The sequence below is a fragment of the Actinoallomurus iriomotensis genome (assembly GCF_030269445.1).
Taxonomy (GTDB): Bacteria; Actinomycetota; Actinomycetes; order Streptosporangiales; family Streptosporangiaceae; genus Actinoallomurus; species Actinoallomurus iriomotensis.
This window is the reverse complement of sequence record NZ_BSTJ01000020.1, coordinates 13,366-26,300: the sequence shown is the minus strand read 5'-3', so window position 1 is coordinate 26,300 and position 12,935 is coordinate 13,366. Positions and strand designations below refer to the sequence as shown.

Annotated in this window: 16 protein-coding genes; 9 read left to right on the top strand and 7 right to left on the bottom strand. The window is 71.3% G+C overall.

Annotated elements, in window-relative coordinates; translation table 11 throughout:
* The first annotated feature begins 90 nt into the window (after positions 1-90).
* From QSK37_RS48525 to QSK37_RS48515, 3 genes are all read left to right on the top strand, one after another.
* Positions 91-240 carry a hypothetical protein gene (locus tag QSK37_RS48525; protein WP_285577217.1) on the top strand — a complete coding sequence of 50 codons (150 nt, stop codon included), beginning with the start codon at positions 91-93 and terminating at the stop codon, positions 238-240.
* On the top strand, positions 237-764 hold the full coding sequence (locus tag QSK37_RS48520; protein ID WP_285577218.1) for a PH domain-containing protein: 528 nt from the start codon (positions 237-239) through the stop codon (positions 762-764). Before QSK37_RS48525 ends, QSK37_RS48520 begins: the two co-directional genes overlap by 4 nt.
* Positions 765-899: 135 nt before the next feature.
* The gene (locus tag QSK37_RS48515; RefSeq protein ID WP_285636065.1) at positions 900-2,225 is read left to right on the top strand and encodes a helix-turn-helix domain-containing protein; all 1,326 of its coding nucleotides are present in this window, start codon (positions 900-902) and stop codon (positions 2,223-2,225) included.
* Between the two features lie 16 nt (positions 2,226-2,241).
* On the opposite strand, the gene QSK37_RS48510 is transcribed toward QSK37_RS48515, so the two are convergent.
* Complete coding sequence (locus QSK37_RS48510) at positions 2,242-3,078, bottom strand: EamA family transporter (RefSeq protein ID WP_285636063.1); 837 nt, start codon at positions 3,076-3,078, stop codon at positions 2,242-2,244.
* Positions 3,075-3,719 carry a B3/B4 domain-containing protein gene (locus QSK37_RS48505; RefSeq protein WP_285636061.1) on the bottom strand — a complete coding sequence of 215 codons (645 nt, stop codon included), beginning with the start codon at positions 3,717-3,719 and terminating at the stop codon, positions 3,075-3,077. The genes QSK37_RS48510 and QSK37_RS48505 overlap by 4 nt, the downstream gene beginning before the upstream one ends.
* 72 nt (positions 3,720-3,791) lie before the next feature.
* Here QSK37_RS48505 and QSK37_RS48500 point away from each other — a divergent pair, with 72 nt between their 5' ends.
* Positions 3,792-4,346 carry a helix-turn-helix domain-containing protein gene (locus QSK37_RS48500; RefSeq protein ID WP_285636059.1) on the top strand — a complete coding sequence of 185 codons (555 nt, stop codon included), beginning with the start codon at positions 3,792-3,794 and terminating at the stop codon, positions 4,344-4,346.
* Positions 4,347-4,445: 99 nt separating this feature from the next.
* Positions 4,446-5,594, top strand: coding sequence for a serine hydrolase domain-containing protein (locus QSK37_RS48495; RefSeq protein WP_285636056.1), 1,149 nt, complete (start codon positions 4,446-4,448; stop codon positions 5,592-5,594).
* Between the two features lie 6 nt (positions 5,595-5,600).
* Here QSK37_RS48495 and QSK37_RS48490 read toward each other — a convergent pair whose 3' ends face one another.
* The gene (locus QSK37_RS48490; RefSeq protein WP_285636054.1) at positions 5,601-6,236 is read right to left on the bottom strand and encodes a hypothetical protein; all 636 of its coding nucleotides are present in this window, start codon (positions 6,234-6,236) and stop codon (positions 5,601-5,603) included.
* 151 nt (positions 6,237-6,387) lie between these two features.
* On the opposite strand from QSK37_RS48490, the gene QSK37_RS48485 reads away from it, so the two are divergent.
* Together QSK37_RS48485 and QSK37_RS48480 are read left to right on the top strand one after the other, a co-directional pair.
* Positions 6,388-6,744 carry a nuclear transport factor 2 family protein gene (locus tag QSK37_RS48485; protein ID WP_285636051.1) on the top strand — a complete coding sequence of 119 codons (357 nt, stop codon included), beginning with the start codon at positions 6,388-6,390 and terminating at the stop codon, positions 6,742-6,744.
* A gap of 350 nt (positions 6,745-7,094) precedes the next feature.
* Positions 7,095-8,027 (top strand): NAD-dependent epimerase/dehydratase family protein, encoded by a 933-nt coding sequence (locus QSK37_RS48480; protein WP_285636048.1) that lies wholly within the window; start codon positions 7,095-7,097, stop codon positions 8,025-8,027.
* Here QSK37_RS48480 and QSK37_RS48475 read toward each other — a convergent pair.
* Positions 7,988-9,514 carry a GNAT family N-acetyltransferase gene (locus QSK37_RS48475; protein ID WP_285636045.1) on the bottom strand — a complete coding sequence of 509 codons (1,527 nt, stop codon included), beginning with the start codon at positions 9,512-9,514 and terminating at the stop codon, positions 7,988-7,990. The genes QSK37_RS48480 and QSK37_RS48475 overlap by 40 nt on opposite strands.
* Positions 9,515-9,742: 228 nt before the next feature.
* On the opposite strand from QSK37_RS48475, the gene QSK37_RS48470 reads away from it, so the two are divergent.
* A complete protein-coding gene (locus tag QSK37_RS48470) occupies positions 9,743-10,009 on the top strand; it encodes a hypothetical protein (protein ID WP_285636042.1) in 267 nt (88 codons plus the stop codon).
* A 147-nt stretch (positions 10,010-10,156) separates the two neighbouring features.
* Positions 10,157-10,843, top strand: a complete 687-nt coding sequence (locus tag QSK37_RS48465) for a haloacid dehalogenase type II (RefSeq protein WP_285636039.1) — start codon at positions 10,157-10,159, stop codon at positions 10,841-10,843.
* Here QSK37_RS48465 and QSK37_RS48460 read toward each other — a convergent pair.
* From QSK37_RS48460 to QSK37_RS48450, 3 genes are all read right to left on the bottom strand, one after another.
* Positions 10,833-11,438, bottom strand: a complete 606-nt coding sequence (locus tag QSK37_RS48460) for an acyl-CoA-like ligand-binding transcription factor (RefSeq protein WP_285636036.1) — start codon at positions 11,436-11,438, stop codon at positions 10,833-10,835. The genes QSK37_RS48465 and QSK37_RS48460 overlap by 11 nt on opposite strands.
* A 91-nt stretch (positions 11,439-11,529) precedes the next feature.
* Entirely contained in the window at positions 11,530-12,171 is a 642-nt protein-coding gene (locus tag QSK37_RS48455; RefSeq protein ID WP_285636033.1) for a DUF1579 family protein, read from the bottom strand.
* Positions 12,172-12,264: 93 nt separating this feature from the next.
* Entirely contained in the window at positions 12,265-12,843 is a 579-nt protein-coding gene (locus QSK37_RS48450; RefSeq protein ID WP_285636031.1) for a TetR/AcrR family transcriptional regulator, read from the bottom strand.
* Positions 12,844-12,935: the final 92 nt, after the last annotated feature.

Here is a 12,935-nt window from a genome sequence, read left to right as displayed (position 1 = left end):
ACGGTCACGAACCTCTTTGCAGCCCTGCTCCACGGCTGGTGTACTACTTGAGTTGGGTCAGTGGGTCAGGGCTTCGGGAGGCAGGGTTCCTTGAAGAAGTACCTCACTTGGGCACTGGGGATCTTCGTGGTCTTCTACCTGCTCAATTCCCCGGGCGGGGCCGCGCGCATCGTTCACAACGCCGCCGGCAGCCTCGCGTCCGCCGGTAACTCCCTCTCGCGGTTCGTCGACGCACTATGAGGCTCGTCACCCCCGGCGACTCCGCGCCGGCGTCGATTCACCGGTACCTCCTGCCTCACGAACAGCAGGTCATCACCGTACGACGGCATCCGGCCGTGCTGATGACCCCCATCGCCTTCGTCCTGGGCGGCCTTGTGGTCGCGGGCGTGCTGAGCAACGTGGTCGTCGGCAGCAACGGCTCGCTGGTCAACTGGATCTGGTGGGCGTGGCTGGTGCTGCTCGCCTGGTTCGTGTGGAAGGTCGCCACCTGGTCGGTGGACTACTTCGTGATCACCAATCAGCGCATGTTGCTGACCACCGGCCTGCTCACGCGTAAGGTCGCGATGATGCCGTTGGCCAAAGTCACGGACATGAGCTTTCAGCGCTCCATGAGCGGTCGCATGCTCGGCTATGGCGAGTTCGTCCTCGAGTCCGCCGGTCAGGACCAAGCCTTCCGCGTAGTCAGCTACCTCCCGTATCCTGAACAGCTGTACCTAGAGGTCTGCAGCATGATCTTTCCAACCAGTGATTCTTCGGACGACTGATCTCTACTGGGTAACTTGACCCGGACTCCTACACCTTGTCCAAGTTGTTTGGGTTACCCTCCTTGTGTGAGGTAGTGCAACTCACAATCAGGTCGTAACCCAATCCGCGTGTAGCCCTTCGGTAAGTGAGACGTGATGCCGGGTCAAGGAAGCGTTGGTGAGCGAGTCCGTAACCTGCGGCTGAGTAAGCACCTCTCTCAGGCGCAGCTTGCCGGGACCGAGTTGTCCGACAGTTACATCTCATTGATCGAGTCCGGGAAGCGCACCCCGACTCCCGCCGTCGTACGGCTGCTCGCCAGCAGGCTGGGCTGCCTGCCGGAATACCTCTCCGAGGGCATTGAGCCCGAAGAACGCCTCCACCTGCAAGTACGCGCGCGCCACGCCGAGCTCGCACTCCTTTCGGGCGACGCCGAGCAGTCGCTCACGTGGTTCAACGAGATCCTCGACGCGGTCGACAACGACCCGGAGCTGATGAAGCGCGCCCGATGGGGCCGCGCACGCGCGCTGGAGACGCTGGGCCGCGGCGAAGAGGCGATCAAGGCGCTCGAAGAGCTGCGCGAGGAGGCCACGCGCGACCGTGGCCGCGCCGGCTGGCTGCCGGTGACCATCGTGCTGGCCCGCTGCTACCGCACCGCCGGCGACCTCGGCCGCACCCTCGCACTCGGCGAGTCCGCGCTGAACCGCCTGGCCGACCTCCGCCTGCTCGGTGGCGAGGACGCCGCCGAGATCGGCCGTACGCTCATCGCGACCTACCTCGACCGCGGCGAGCCCGACCCGGCGCACGAGCTGGCCGAGCGGCTCCTGGCCGCGGGCGAGCCCGACCCCGCCGTGATGATCACCGCCTACGTCGAGGCGAGCCGGCAGGCCCTGGAGGAGGGCGAGGGCGGCGAGTCGCTGTACCTCGCCGAGCAGGCGCTCGCCCTGCACGCCGGCGGCGACCAGGCCAAGGCCCAGGCCCGCCTGCGCGTCACGGCCGCCCGTACTCTCCTGCCCTCGGGTGCTTCGCCGGTGGACGCCGGCAAGGCGCTCGAACTTCTCAACGAGGCCGAGCCGGTCCTCAGCGGCATGGACGCCGCCGAGTGCCGCATCGAGATGGCCCGCTCGAAGGTGCTGCTCGGCGAGCCGTCGGCCGCCGTCCGCATCGCCGAGAGCGTGCTGGCCGACGTCACCGCCGAGCCGCGGGCGTCGGTCACGACGATCCGCGCCCGGCTGATGCTCGCCCAGGCGCTCGTCGCCGACAAGGACCGCGAGAAGGCGCTCACCGCCCTGCGCGCGGCCCGCGACGAGCTGGCCGGTCTGGAGGCCTCGCGGGCCACCGCGCGGGTCTGGCGTGAGCTGGGCGACCTGTTCGGCACGGCCGAGGACTCCGCCGCGATGATGGACGCCTACCGCAAGGCGCTGGAGTCGGCCGGTCTGCGGTCCAGCCCGCAGCACTCCGACATCGTCGTCAACCTCCGATAGCGCGGGGCGGCGCCGGTCAGCCCGACGTGACGAGCCCGACGCCGGCCACGGCGACGACGAGCCCGACGCGCTGAATCGGCCGGAGCCGTTCGCCGTACACCAGCCGGGCCAGCACCACGGTGCTCGCCGGGTAGAGCGAGCTGAGCACGCCGGCGATGCTGAGCATCCCGGCGCGCGACGCCAGCACGTACAGCGCGTTGCCGAGCACGTCCAGCGACCCGGCCAGCAGCGCGATGCCGGCGGTGACGCGGTCGTGCACCGGCGGCCGGCTGCGGGTCGCCAGGGCGGCGATGACGACGATCACGACGCCGACCGCCTTGGAGGCGACGAGGGGCCACAGCGTGCCGTCGTCGCCCTGCTGAATGAGCACGAAGAACGCCCCGAAGCCCGTGCCGGCGAGCAGGGCCAGCAGCGGGCCGCGCAGTCCCGCGCGGGTCCGCTGCTCGTCGCTCGGCTCGATGCTGACGAAGCAGATGGCCACCAGGCACAGCACGATCCCGGCAATGGCCATGGGCGACAGGCGGTCCCCCTGTGCCACCCCGACGACGGCGGGCACGACGGCGGCCATCAGGCCCGAGACCGGGGCGACCACGCTCATCGGCCCCTGCGCCAGGGCACGGTAGAAGACCAGCAGGGCCCCGCCGCCCGCGAGCCCGGAGGCGACGCCCCATGTCAGGGCGCCGCCGCTCGATCCGTCACCCAACGCCAGGGCCACGGCCAGCAGCAGGACCAGCCCGGCGGGCAGGCTGAGAACCAGGACGCCGGTCGCTCCACCGCGCCGCGACGCCGCGCCACCGCAGAAGTCGCCGGCGCCGAAGACGATCGCGGAGCTCAGGGCCAGTGCGATGATCATGGCTCGATCAGCCGGGTGGTGACGGTGGCCCCGGGCGTGATCGCGCGCAGCAGTCCGGCCAGCTCGTCGCCGGCCTCGATCAGCCGGTCGAGCGAGTACGGCTCGAGCCGTTCGAGGATGAACAGGGCGTTCTTGGTCTGCTCGGTGATGCGCGTGCGCGTGCACTGGCGCCAGTTCCAGCGGCGGCAGGTGACGCCCACGTCGTCACGCCAGATCACCTCGCCCGGCTCGGGGTGCTCGACGACCGGTTCGCCGTCCTTGACGGTGCCGAACTCCTCATCGCCCACCGCGCGGGTCAGCCGCGCCGGGCCGACGTACGTGTCGAGGTCCTCGCCGCCGATGGGCAGACCGTGGCGCACGCTGATCAGGTTGTAGGCGTCGACGACCCCGTTGATGGCGGGCAGCTCGGGGCGGCGGAGCAGGGCGTCCACGGAGGGGCGGGCGCGCTTGGGGTTCACGCCGAACCCGCGGTACGCCTCGCGCCACGCCTCGACGTGCGGGGCGGCGGCCTCGGCGAGGCCGTCGGTGGTCTCGCTGCCGGCGGACGGGCCGTTGACCAGGCCTTCGGCGGTCATCAGGAGGACGGCGAAGTCGGGCCGCAGCGCGCGTACCGTGTCATCGACGCTGATTCGTTCGAGCATGGCGCCCTCTCCCCGGGTTCGGTCGGAATATAGTACCGAGTAGTTCACTATAACGACCATCGAGAGTGGCCCATGACAGACACGGTCGGCGACGCGGTGGCCCGCACCGTTCGCGCCCTGCGCGGCGCGCACGGCTGGAGCCTCGACCAGCTCGCCGCGCGCGCCGGGCTCAGCAAGGGCGTGCTCGTCGCGCTGGAGCAGGCGCGCGGCAATCCCAACCTCAGCACGCTGATCCGGGTCGCCGACACCCTCGGCGTCCCGCTGACCCGGCTCGTCCAGGTCGAGGAGGAGCCGCCGATCCAGCTGTTCCCCGCGAACCGCCACGTCGTGCTGTGGAACGGCCCGTCGGGCGGCACCGGCACGCTGCTGGCCGGCAGCGACCCGCGGCCGTCGCTCGAACTGTGGCGATGGAAGCTGCGGCCCGGTGAGCGCCGCGACAGCGAGCCGCACAGCTCGGGCACCCGGGAGATCATCAGCGTCGAGTCGGGCGTGCTGTCCCTGGTCGTCGGCGAGAGCCGTACGGAGGTGGCGGCGGGCGACGCCGCTCTGTTCCACGGCGACCGCGCCCACGCGTACGCGAACGAGACCGACGAGGACGTCCGCTTCATCCTCACGGTCATGGACTGAGTCCCCGGTATGACGCCCGCGATGGCTCTTGCGGGTGACGCGGGCCACGGCGCGCGATTCCTAACGTGACCACCCAGTCGATCTCCACGGGAGGGTCACATGAACATGTACGCACGGGCGCTGGGCGCCGCACTCACCCTGGCCATGGGCCTCGCGTCGTCCGCGGCCCTGGCCGGGCCGCGAGCCGCCGCCCAGTCGACCGGCCCGACGGCCGGCCACACCGCGGTCCAGCAGGTGCTGAACCGGCTCACCACCGACGACGGGGCGCCCGGCGCCCTCGCCGAGATACGGAACCGGCATGGCGAGACCGTGCTGACCAGCGGCGTCGCGGATCTGCGCACGAACGCTCCGATGAAAGGCGACGGCAACTTCCGCATCGGTAGCATGACCAAGCCCTATATCGCGACGGTGGTGCTGCAGCTCGTGGGCGAACACCGCGTCGCCCTGGACGCCCCGGTGGAGCGCTACCTGCCCGGCGTCGTGCGCGGCAACGGCAACGACGGCCGGCGCATCACCGTACGGCAACTGCTCCAGCACACGAGCGGGCTGCCCGACTACCTGACGTACCTCAAGCCGCAGGACATCCTGACCGACCGGTACGCGCACCACGACCCCGCCGAGCTTCTCGGGATCGCGCTGGCGCACCCACCGCTGTTCAAGCCGGGTAGGAAGTGGAGTTACAGCAACACCAACTACCTGCTGGCCGCGATGCTGATCGAAAAGGTGACCGATCAGCCGTACGCCACGGAGGTCGAGCGGCGCATCCTCGTGCCGCTCGGGCTTCACTCGACGTCCGTGCCCGGTGACGCGACCACGATCCCCGGATCGCACGCGCGCGGCTATGTCCGGCCGGGCGCCGACGCCGAGCCGATCGACGTGACGGAGTTCAACCCGTCGGTCGCCGCCGGATCCGGCGACATGATCTCCAGTGCCTCCGACACGTCACGGTTCTTCGACGCGCTCCTGCACGGGCGTCTGCTGCGTCCGGCGGAACTGGCCGAGATGACGCGCACGCGGGCGACCGGGAGCTCGGGCGGCCGCGCGTACGGGCTGGGCCTGGAGCGGTACCCGCTGCCGTGCGGTGGCGTGTACTGGGGACACGGCGGCGACATCTTCGGCTTCGAGACGGTGAGCGGCGCCACGACGGACGGCCGGCAGGCCACGGTCATGGTGAACCTCGACCCGGGCGGCTCGGACGCCCAGGACGCCGACATGCGGGCCGCGGTGACGACCGCCCTGTGCTCCTAGAACGACTCAGAGCCCGAACCCCCCGGTCACGCGCTCGACCAGTTCGTCCTCGCTCATCGCGGTGTCGACCTCGACGACGGGCAGGCCAAGGCGTTTCGTCTCCTCGGCGAGGCGGTCGGTGAACAGCTCGTCGCGCGCGAGCAGGTTGCGCCGGGCCCGACCCGGATCGCTGGTCTTACGCGGGATGTCCCAGGTCGTCCCGCGGGTGTCGAACGCGGCCCGGCGGAACGCGGGCGTCGGCAGGAGCCAGACGGCCTGCCCGGGCTCGGCGAGCAGCGGTTCGACGAGGGACGGCAGGAGCCGGAAGCCCTCGGCGATCACGCCGGTCTCCGCCGGCAGTCGCAGCAGGTCCTCGACGATCAGGCCGAATCCCTCGCCCCGGAACCAGTGGAAGGTGTCGAGCATGACCTCCGGAGACCGGGTCACCCACCGCTCGTCCATGTCCATGGCCTTGAACCTGCTCAGCTGCGGGGCGTCCTCCGGAGTGCTGCGCCCGGCGTGATCCGGCATGGCGTCGTCGGTCGCGTACACGTGGAGACCGTGCCGGGCCGCGATGCGCCGGGCGATGGTCGACTTGCCGGCACCGCTGCCGCCGCCGATCCAGTAGACGTGCTTCAACCGCGCGCGCAGTGCTGACGACAACGTGGCTCCCGGAGGTCGGGCGGTTCGGAGGTTCTTCTGAGCGTAGAGAATTCCGCTGTCACGAGAACGCCTGATTCATTACCTCGCGCGTAATCGATCTCCTGCCGGGGCGCTGGCATCGTCACGGGTGTCCACAACAGGAGGAAATACCATGAACGACCTGGTCAACCGCTACATCGACGTCTGGAACGAGAAGGACCCCGCCGCCCGCCGCGCACAGGTCGAGGCACTGTTCGCCGCCGACGGCCGGTACGTCGATCCGCTCGCCGACGTCACCGGGCACGACGGGATCGACGCCGTCATCGGCGCCGTCCAGGAGCAGTTTCCCGGCTTCGTCTTCCGGCTCGGGCCGTCGGTGGACGCGCACCACGACCTCGCCCGGTTCACCTGGGAACTGGGCCCGGAGGACGGCGAGGCCGTCGTCGTCGGCTTCGACGTGGCGGTGCTCGCCGCCGACGGCCGGATCCAGGACGTCCACGGCTTCCTGGACAAGGTCCCCGCCCAGTAGCACGGGCAGCGGTCGGGGTGCCCCGGAAACGGGGCACCTTCGCCGCAGCATGACGTCCCGAACGCCTCGTCCTGCATCGCGCCCCGGCGGTGGGCGGATCCATCACCACCAGCAAGAATCCGTTCCGGTGGTGATCACGCACCGTCGAGCCGGACGGCGCCTACCCGGTGCCGGACGGTCCCGGCGTGGCCCGAGGCGACACCCTCATCACGGCATCGCCGATGGGTCCCCTGGCCGGCCGCGGCCCGCCCCACCACCCGGTGGAGAGTCGCTCGCCCCAACGGCGAGGATCAAGCAACACGGTCACTACACGACCAACGTTGCTTGACTCGACACTAGGCTTTCCTGACATGCGGATTCTTGTGACCGGCGGTGCCGGGTTCATCGGCTCTCATGTGACGGACGCCTTCGCCGCCGACGGGGACGAGGTCGCCGTCCTCGACGACCTCTCCCATGGGCGGCCAGGGCGCGTCGACCCCTCGGTCACGGTCTTCAACGCCGCGATCACCGACGCCGACGCGCTCACCGAGGCGGTCGAGCAGGCCAAGCCGCAGGTGATCTGCCATCTCGCCGCCCAGATCGACGTACGGGTGTCGGTCGACGCGCCCGCGGCCGACGCGGCGGTCAACGTCGTCGGCACGGTGAACCTGCTGGAGGCCGCGCGGGCCGTCGGAGCGCGGGTGCTGTTCGCCAGCACGGGCGGGGCGATCTACGGCGGCGACGTGCCCGTCCCCACGTCGGAGGACGAGCGGCCGGCGCCCGAGGCGCCGTACGGGACCGCGAAGTACTGCGCCGAGCAGTACCTCGCCCTCTACAACCGCCTCCACGACACCACCCACGCGGCGCTGCGGCTCGCCAACGTCTACGGACCCCGGCAGGACCCCACCGGTGAGGCCGGGGTCGTCGGCATCTTCTGCGGCCGGGCGCTGCGCGGCGAGCGACCGACCGTCTACGGCGACGGGCAGCAGACCCGCGACTACGTCTACGTCGGTGACGTCGCCGCGGCGTTCCTGGCCGCCGCCCGCACCGAGACCCCCGGCGTCTGGAACATCGGCACCGGACGCGAGACCAGCGTGCTGGACCTCATCGACGTCGTCGGGCAGGCCGCCGGTCGCACGCTCGAACCGGAGTTCCAGCCGGCCCGTCCCGGCGAGGTGCTGCGCAGCGCCCTCGACTCCGCACGTGTCCGCGCCGACCTCGGCTGGAGCGCCCGCACCACCCTGGCCGACGGCGTACGCGAGGTCTACCGCTGGATCGAGGCCGGCTCGCCCGACCGGGCCTGACCGATCCGGTAGTGGTACCCGTGTGACCGGGTGAAACCGGCCCGGGCGTAGAGCCGTCGCGCGGTGTCGTTGTCGTCCTCGACCTGGAGGTACAGCCGGGTCGCCCCCTGGTGGGCGGCCCACCGTGCCCCGGCGCCGAGGACGGCGGTCGCGATGCCCTGGCCGCGCAGGTCCGGCCGGGTCGCCATCGCGAACACCCCCGCCCAGCCCGCGTCGGCCGCGAACAAACCCATCCCCGCCGGGCGCCCGTCACGGGTCACGCTCAGGAAGGCCGCGGGCGTCGCGATGCGGGAGATCACCTTCTCGCCGACCTCCACGCTGTCGGCGCGCGCGTTCAGCTCGGCGAAGATCTTCAGCCACGCGTCGGGCGTCTCGGCCAGGTCGACGGCCGGCGAGGCGGTGCACGAGGCGTCCACGACATCCGAGGTCAGGGCGGTCATGACGGACGTGAGCGCGTCCTTGCGGTAACCACGCTCGGCCAGGGCCGCGTCCAGGTCCCGGTGCGCCGGGCCGAGCTGCACCATCGCGGGCAGGCCGCGCGCGCGGTAGAACGCCTCCAGGTGGTCGATCGACGGCTCCCCGGCGGGCACCGCCGAGTTCGAGCGCCGCCGCCCGACGCCCGGAGTGTGCCGCAGCAGCCAGCCGGCCTCCTCCACCACCGTGCCCGCGGGCCACGCCGCGAACGCCCGCCGCTCGACCTCCCGTACGACCGAGGCCGCGCACGCCGCCACGACCGGGCCGACCAGACCGGCGAGTGTCTCCTGGTCCTGCGGCCGCGCGGGCTCGTACTCGGTGATGCCCAGACCGGCGATCTCCACGCGTCCGGCGAGGGCGGTGACCATGTCGACGACCTGGCCGGGCGTCAGCCCGCCGGCCTCGGGCGTGCCCACCGAGGCGAACACGCCGGGGTCGAGCACGTCGAGGTCGATGTGGACGTACACCGCGTCCGCGTCGCCGACCGCCTCCAGCAGAGACGCCGCGTCGGTCACGACGGGCAGCCCGTCGGCGTACGCGCGCTCGGCCGGGTCCAGCGCGCGTACGCCCGCGAGCACCACCTGGTCACGCCGCAGCGGCCGGTCGGGCACCAGCGCGGGCGGCCCCTCGCCGAGGAGCGTACGGAGCACCATGCCGTGAAAGGCCCCGGACGGTGAGGACTCCGGCGTGTTCAGGTCCCCGTGCGCGTCGAACCAGACCACCGCCAGCCGCTCGCCGTGCCGCCGTACGGCCGCGGCGACCGGTGCCAGCTCGACGCCGCAGTCGCCGCCGACCGTGACCGTCAGACGTCCCCGGGCGCGGTCGAGCGCGGCCCGGACCTTCGCGACGTTGGCGGCCAGCACGTCACCGGGCTCGGCGGGAACGTCCACGCGCAGGTGTTCCGCCGCCGGTACGAGGCCGGCCAGCAGCCGGGCGCCGTCACGCAGACGCCGTGCGGTCGCCGCGCCCGACCCTTGCCACTGGGGCACCTCCACGACCGCGATCTCCGACACCGGTATCCCCCTCTTTGTCCGGATAGCTGGTCCGGAGCCTAACAACGCGGCGCGCGAGCTCCCGGGTGTCACCCGCCGGCGTACGGTCAGATGTCCCCCTGGGGGAACCGCGCCCTCCCCGCACTGCGGCATAGCCTGAGAGCGATCAGGTGACTTTCACGAGCAGGGTTCGCGCTCCGGAACGGCACATGCCGGCCGGGCGCGCCGTGGAAGGACCGGGGGGTCTCCATGAGAATCCGGACACGCATGGCGACGGCCATCGGTGGCGCCGCCGTGGCGGGCATGACCGCGCTCGCCGTCGGCACCGCGACGCCCGCCGGCGCACAGCAGGCCAGGCCCGCCGTTCAGGCCGCGAGCGTCACGCCGCTGCAGGCCACGACCGCCCAGGGCTGCTGGGGGGACGACTGCTGGGGCTGGGACGACGACGACTACGGCTGGGGCGGCGGCTGGGACGAGGACTGGTACAGCTACCACAGCTGGGGCCATGGATGGTGACGCGCCAGTCTGACCGAGTGTGGTGAGCCGTTCGGGCGCCGGATGGCGCCCGAACGAGGCGTCGGGCTGCTCGCGTCCCTCGACAAGGTACGACATTTATCGTACCTTTCTCGGTACGAATCCGATCGTACCTATGGAGGCCCTCGGATGCTGTGCGTGTTCGACGTGAACGAGACGCTGCTGGACCTGGCCGGGCTCGACGACCTGTTCGGTTCGGTGACCGGCCACCCGGACGCCCGGCGCGAGTGGTTCGCCCTGATGATTCACAACGCGCTGGCCCTGACGGCCGCGGGCGCCTACCGTCCGTTCGGCGAGATCGCGGCGGCGTGCCTGCCGCCGATCGCCGAGCGGTACGGCCGGACCGCGACAGCGGACGACCAGCGAGAACTGGGCCTGCGGATGCGCCGGCTGCCGGCCCATCCAGACGTCCCGGACGCCCTGCGGCGGCTGCGCGAGGCCGGGCACCGGGTGGTGACACTGACCAACTCGGTCGGCGACGTGGCCGAGGACCAGCTGCGCAACTCGGGCCTCCGCGAGCTGGTCGACGCGGTCTACTCGGCGGACCGGGCCGGCCGGCTGAAGCCCGCCCCCGAGCCGTATCGCCTCGTGCTGGAGGACCAGAGCGTGGCACCGTCGGACGCGGTACTCATCGCGGCACACGGCTGGGACATCACGGGCGCCCACCACGCGGGCCTGCGGACCGCCTTCGTCTCCCGCGACGGCGGCACCCCGCTGCCCGCCGACGCCGCTCCCACGATCTCCGGCCCCGACCTGGGCACGGTCGCCACCCACCTCATCGCGCAGGGCCAGGGGCGTCGCCCGGTCACAGGGTGAGGCCGGGTTCGAGGTGGGCGATGGCCTGGTCGATGAGGGCGGGGAGGTCGGCGTCCGGATCGTCGGCGACCGCCGCGGAGACCGCCATGGCGGCACCGACGACGGCGCCGGCGACGGTGCGGACGGCGAAGTCGTCGGGGCGGCGGCCGGCGCGTTCGGCCATGGCGCCGGCGAGGAGCCGGATGGCCTGGGAGATCTGGTCGAGCATGGCCGCGCGCAGCCGGGGGACGGCGAAGCTCAGCGCGATCCGGTCGTTCTGCTCGGCTCGCTGCTGGGCGGTCATCTCCTCGAAGACCTTGGCGAACGCGGCGCGCAGGGCCGAGACCGGCGACATCCCGGGCGGCTGCGCCTGGAACGCCTCGATGAGCATCGGGTCGTAGTCGTCGTGCAGGACCACGTCTTCCTTGGTGGGGAAGTAGCGGAAGAAGGTCGTCTCGGAGACCTCGGCCGCGTCGATGATCTGCTCGATGGTGGTGGCGTCGTACCCCTGCTCGCGGAACAGGCGCATGGCGCATGCCTGGATCGTGGCGCGGGTCCTGGCCTTCTTACGTTCGCGCAGTCCTGGCCTGGCCCGGCTGGTGTTCGAGTCGGTCACTATGGTCCTCCGAGGCAAGGATGCCGCAGATCGGCCCCCTGCCACACCTCGCTCATGCCGCCGCGAACAAGGCCGCGGTGCGCTCAGACGCTCATCGGATCCGATGCGTGTAGACGACTCGGTCGACGAGGCGCTCCGCCTGGCCCGGCTCGGTGAAATAGAGGTCGAAGGCAGGGTGACCCTTCAGGGTGATCACGGTGCGCATCGCGATGGTCCGGCCGGCCGGCCCCAGCAGGCCCGGGTCGGTGAAGGTGCCCGGGATGGAGAGTACCGACGGGAACCCGGAGACGGGGGCGCCGCGGTAGGTCATCGCCGTCGGGGTGACGCTGTCGAAGGTGGTCCACTCGTAACGCCGGTCGACGTTGGAGAAGCCCAGGACGCCGAGCCGATAGTAGGGCTTACCGGCGAGGGTGCCCTCGGTCTGCTCCTGCAGGAAGCGGCCGCCCGTCTTGGTGATCCAGCGCGTCTTGACCGTGATGTCGTGGGAGACGACCGGCGTGCCGTCGCCACCGAGGATGTAGTTGTACTTCACCGCCTTCCAGGTGCCGACCAGCGGATCGAGGCGGCGCTGGTAAGGGCCGGGGTCGATGTAGTCGTCGGTGGATGAGGCGGCCGCCTGAGCGGTGGACACGGCGGGCCGGTTCCTCACCGTGGCGGCGGACGCGCCTGTCACACCCGCCAGGCCCAGGGCGAGGACGGCCGGCGCGGCCCAGATCGCGAGCTTTCTGGTCAACTCACACATCTCCGTTCACGAATGTAAGGGAACGCTCCCTAACATTAGCCGAACGCAGAATCCCTCGCACGGCATCCGGTTCGATGGCCTTCCTCACTCCTCGCTGAACGCGAGGAGTTTCTCGACCAGAGACCTGACGCGCTGGGCCGGGCCGGTGGCGTCGAGAGCCTGCGCGCTGGCGTACACGCCCTCGATGAGCAGCGCGAGATGGTCGGCGAGCAGGTCCGGGTCGCCGATCGGGGCGGTCTTGGCCAGCTCGGCGGTCAGATCGCCGAGCCGGTCCCGTACCCAGCGTTTCAGCACGACGGCCTGCTGGTGGGCCGGATGCTCGGGGTCGGGGAACTCGGCCAGCGCCAGGAGAAACGGGCAGCCGCGGCACTGGCGCGGATGGACCTGACCGGTCAGGGCGTCGAACACGCCGAGGATGCGGGCGCGGGGGTCGGCGTCGCCGGCGGCCGCTTCGAACCACTCCTGGTAGAGGTGGGTGGCGCGCTCCAGGTAGGCGGCGATCAGGTAGTCCTTGGAGGCGAACAGCCGGTAGAGGGTCGTGGGCGCGACGCCGGCCTCGGCCGCCACCCGGTCGACGCCCACGGCCCGGATGCCGTTCCAGTAGAACAGGTCGTGCGCGACCTGCAGCACGTGCTCGCGGGTCTCGGCCGCACTTCGTCGCATCAAGCCTCTTGCCTGTTCGGTTACCGAGATTCTAGGTCTGGCCGCGGAGGACGCGGGCCACCCCGAGACCAGGCGGCTCCTGGACGCCACCG

Bases quoted from the DNA above. Each gene is read 5' to 3' on its own strand.
- QSK37_RS48470 (WP_285636042.1), top strand. From the start codon at position 9,743: ATGAGAATCCGGACACGCATGGCGACGGCCATCGGTGGCGCCGCCGTG.
- QSK37_RS48515 (WP_285636065.1), top strand. From the start codon at position 900: ATGCCGGGTCAAGGAAGCGTTGGTGAGCGAGTCCGTAACCTGCGGCTG.
- QSK37_RS48450 (WP_285636031.1), bottom strand. From the start codon at position 12,843: ATGCGACGAAGTGCGGCCGAGACCCGCGAGCACGTGCTGCAGGTCGCG.
- QSK37_RS48510 (WP_285636063.1), bottom strand. From the start codon at position 3,078: ATGATCATCGCACTGGCCCTGAGCTCCGCGATCGTCTTCGGCGCCGGC.
- QSK37_RS48485 (WP_285636051.1), top strand. From the start codon at position 6,388: ATGAACGACCTGGTCAACCGCTACATCGACGTCTGGAACGAGAAGGAC.
- QSK37_RS48520 (WP_285577218.1), top strand. From the start codon at position 237: ATGAGGCTCGTCACCCCCGGCGACTCCGCGCCGGCGTCGATTCACCGG.
- QSK37_RS48495 (WP_285636056.1), top strand. From the start codon at position 4,446: ATGAACATGTACGCACGGGCGCTGGGCGCCGCACTCACCCTGGCCATG.
- QSK37_RS48465 (WP_285636039.1), top strand. From the start codon at position 10,157: ATGCTGTGCGTGTTCGACGTGAACGAGACGCTGCTGGACCTGGCCGGG.
- QSK37_RS48505 (WP_285636061.1), bottom strand. From the start codon at position 3,719: ATGCTCGAACGAATCAGCGTCGATGACACGGTACGCGCGCTGCGGCCC.
- QSK37_RS48480 (WP_285636048.1), top strand. From the start codon at position 7,095: ATGCGGATTCTTGTGACCGGCGGTGCCGGGTTCATCGGCTCTCATGTG.
- QSK37_RS48500 (WP_285636059.1), top strand. From the start codon at position 3,792: ATGACAGACACGGTCGGCGACGCGGTGGCCCGCACCGTTCGCGCCCTG.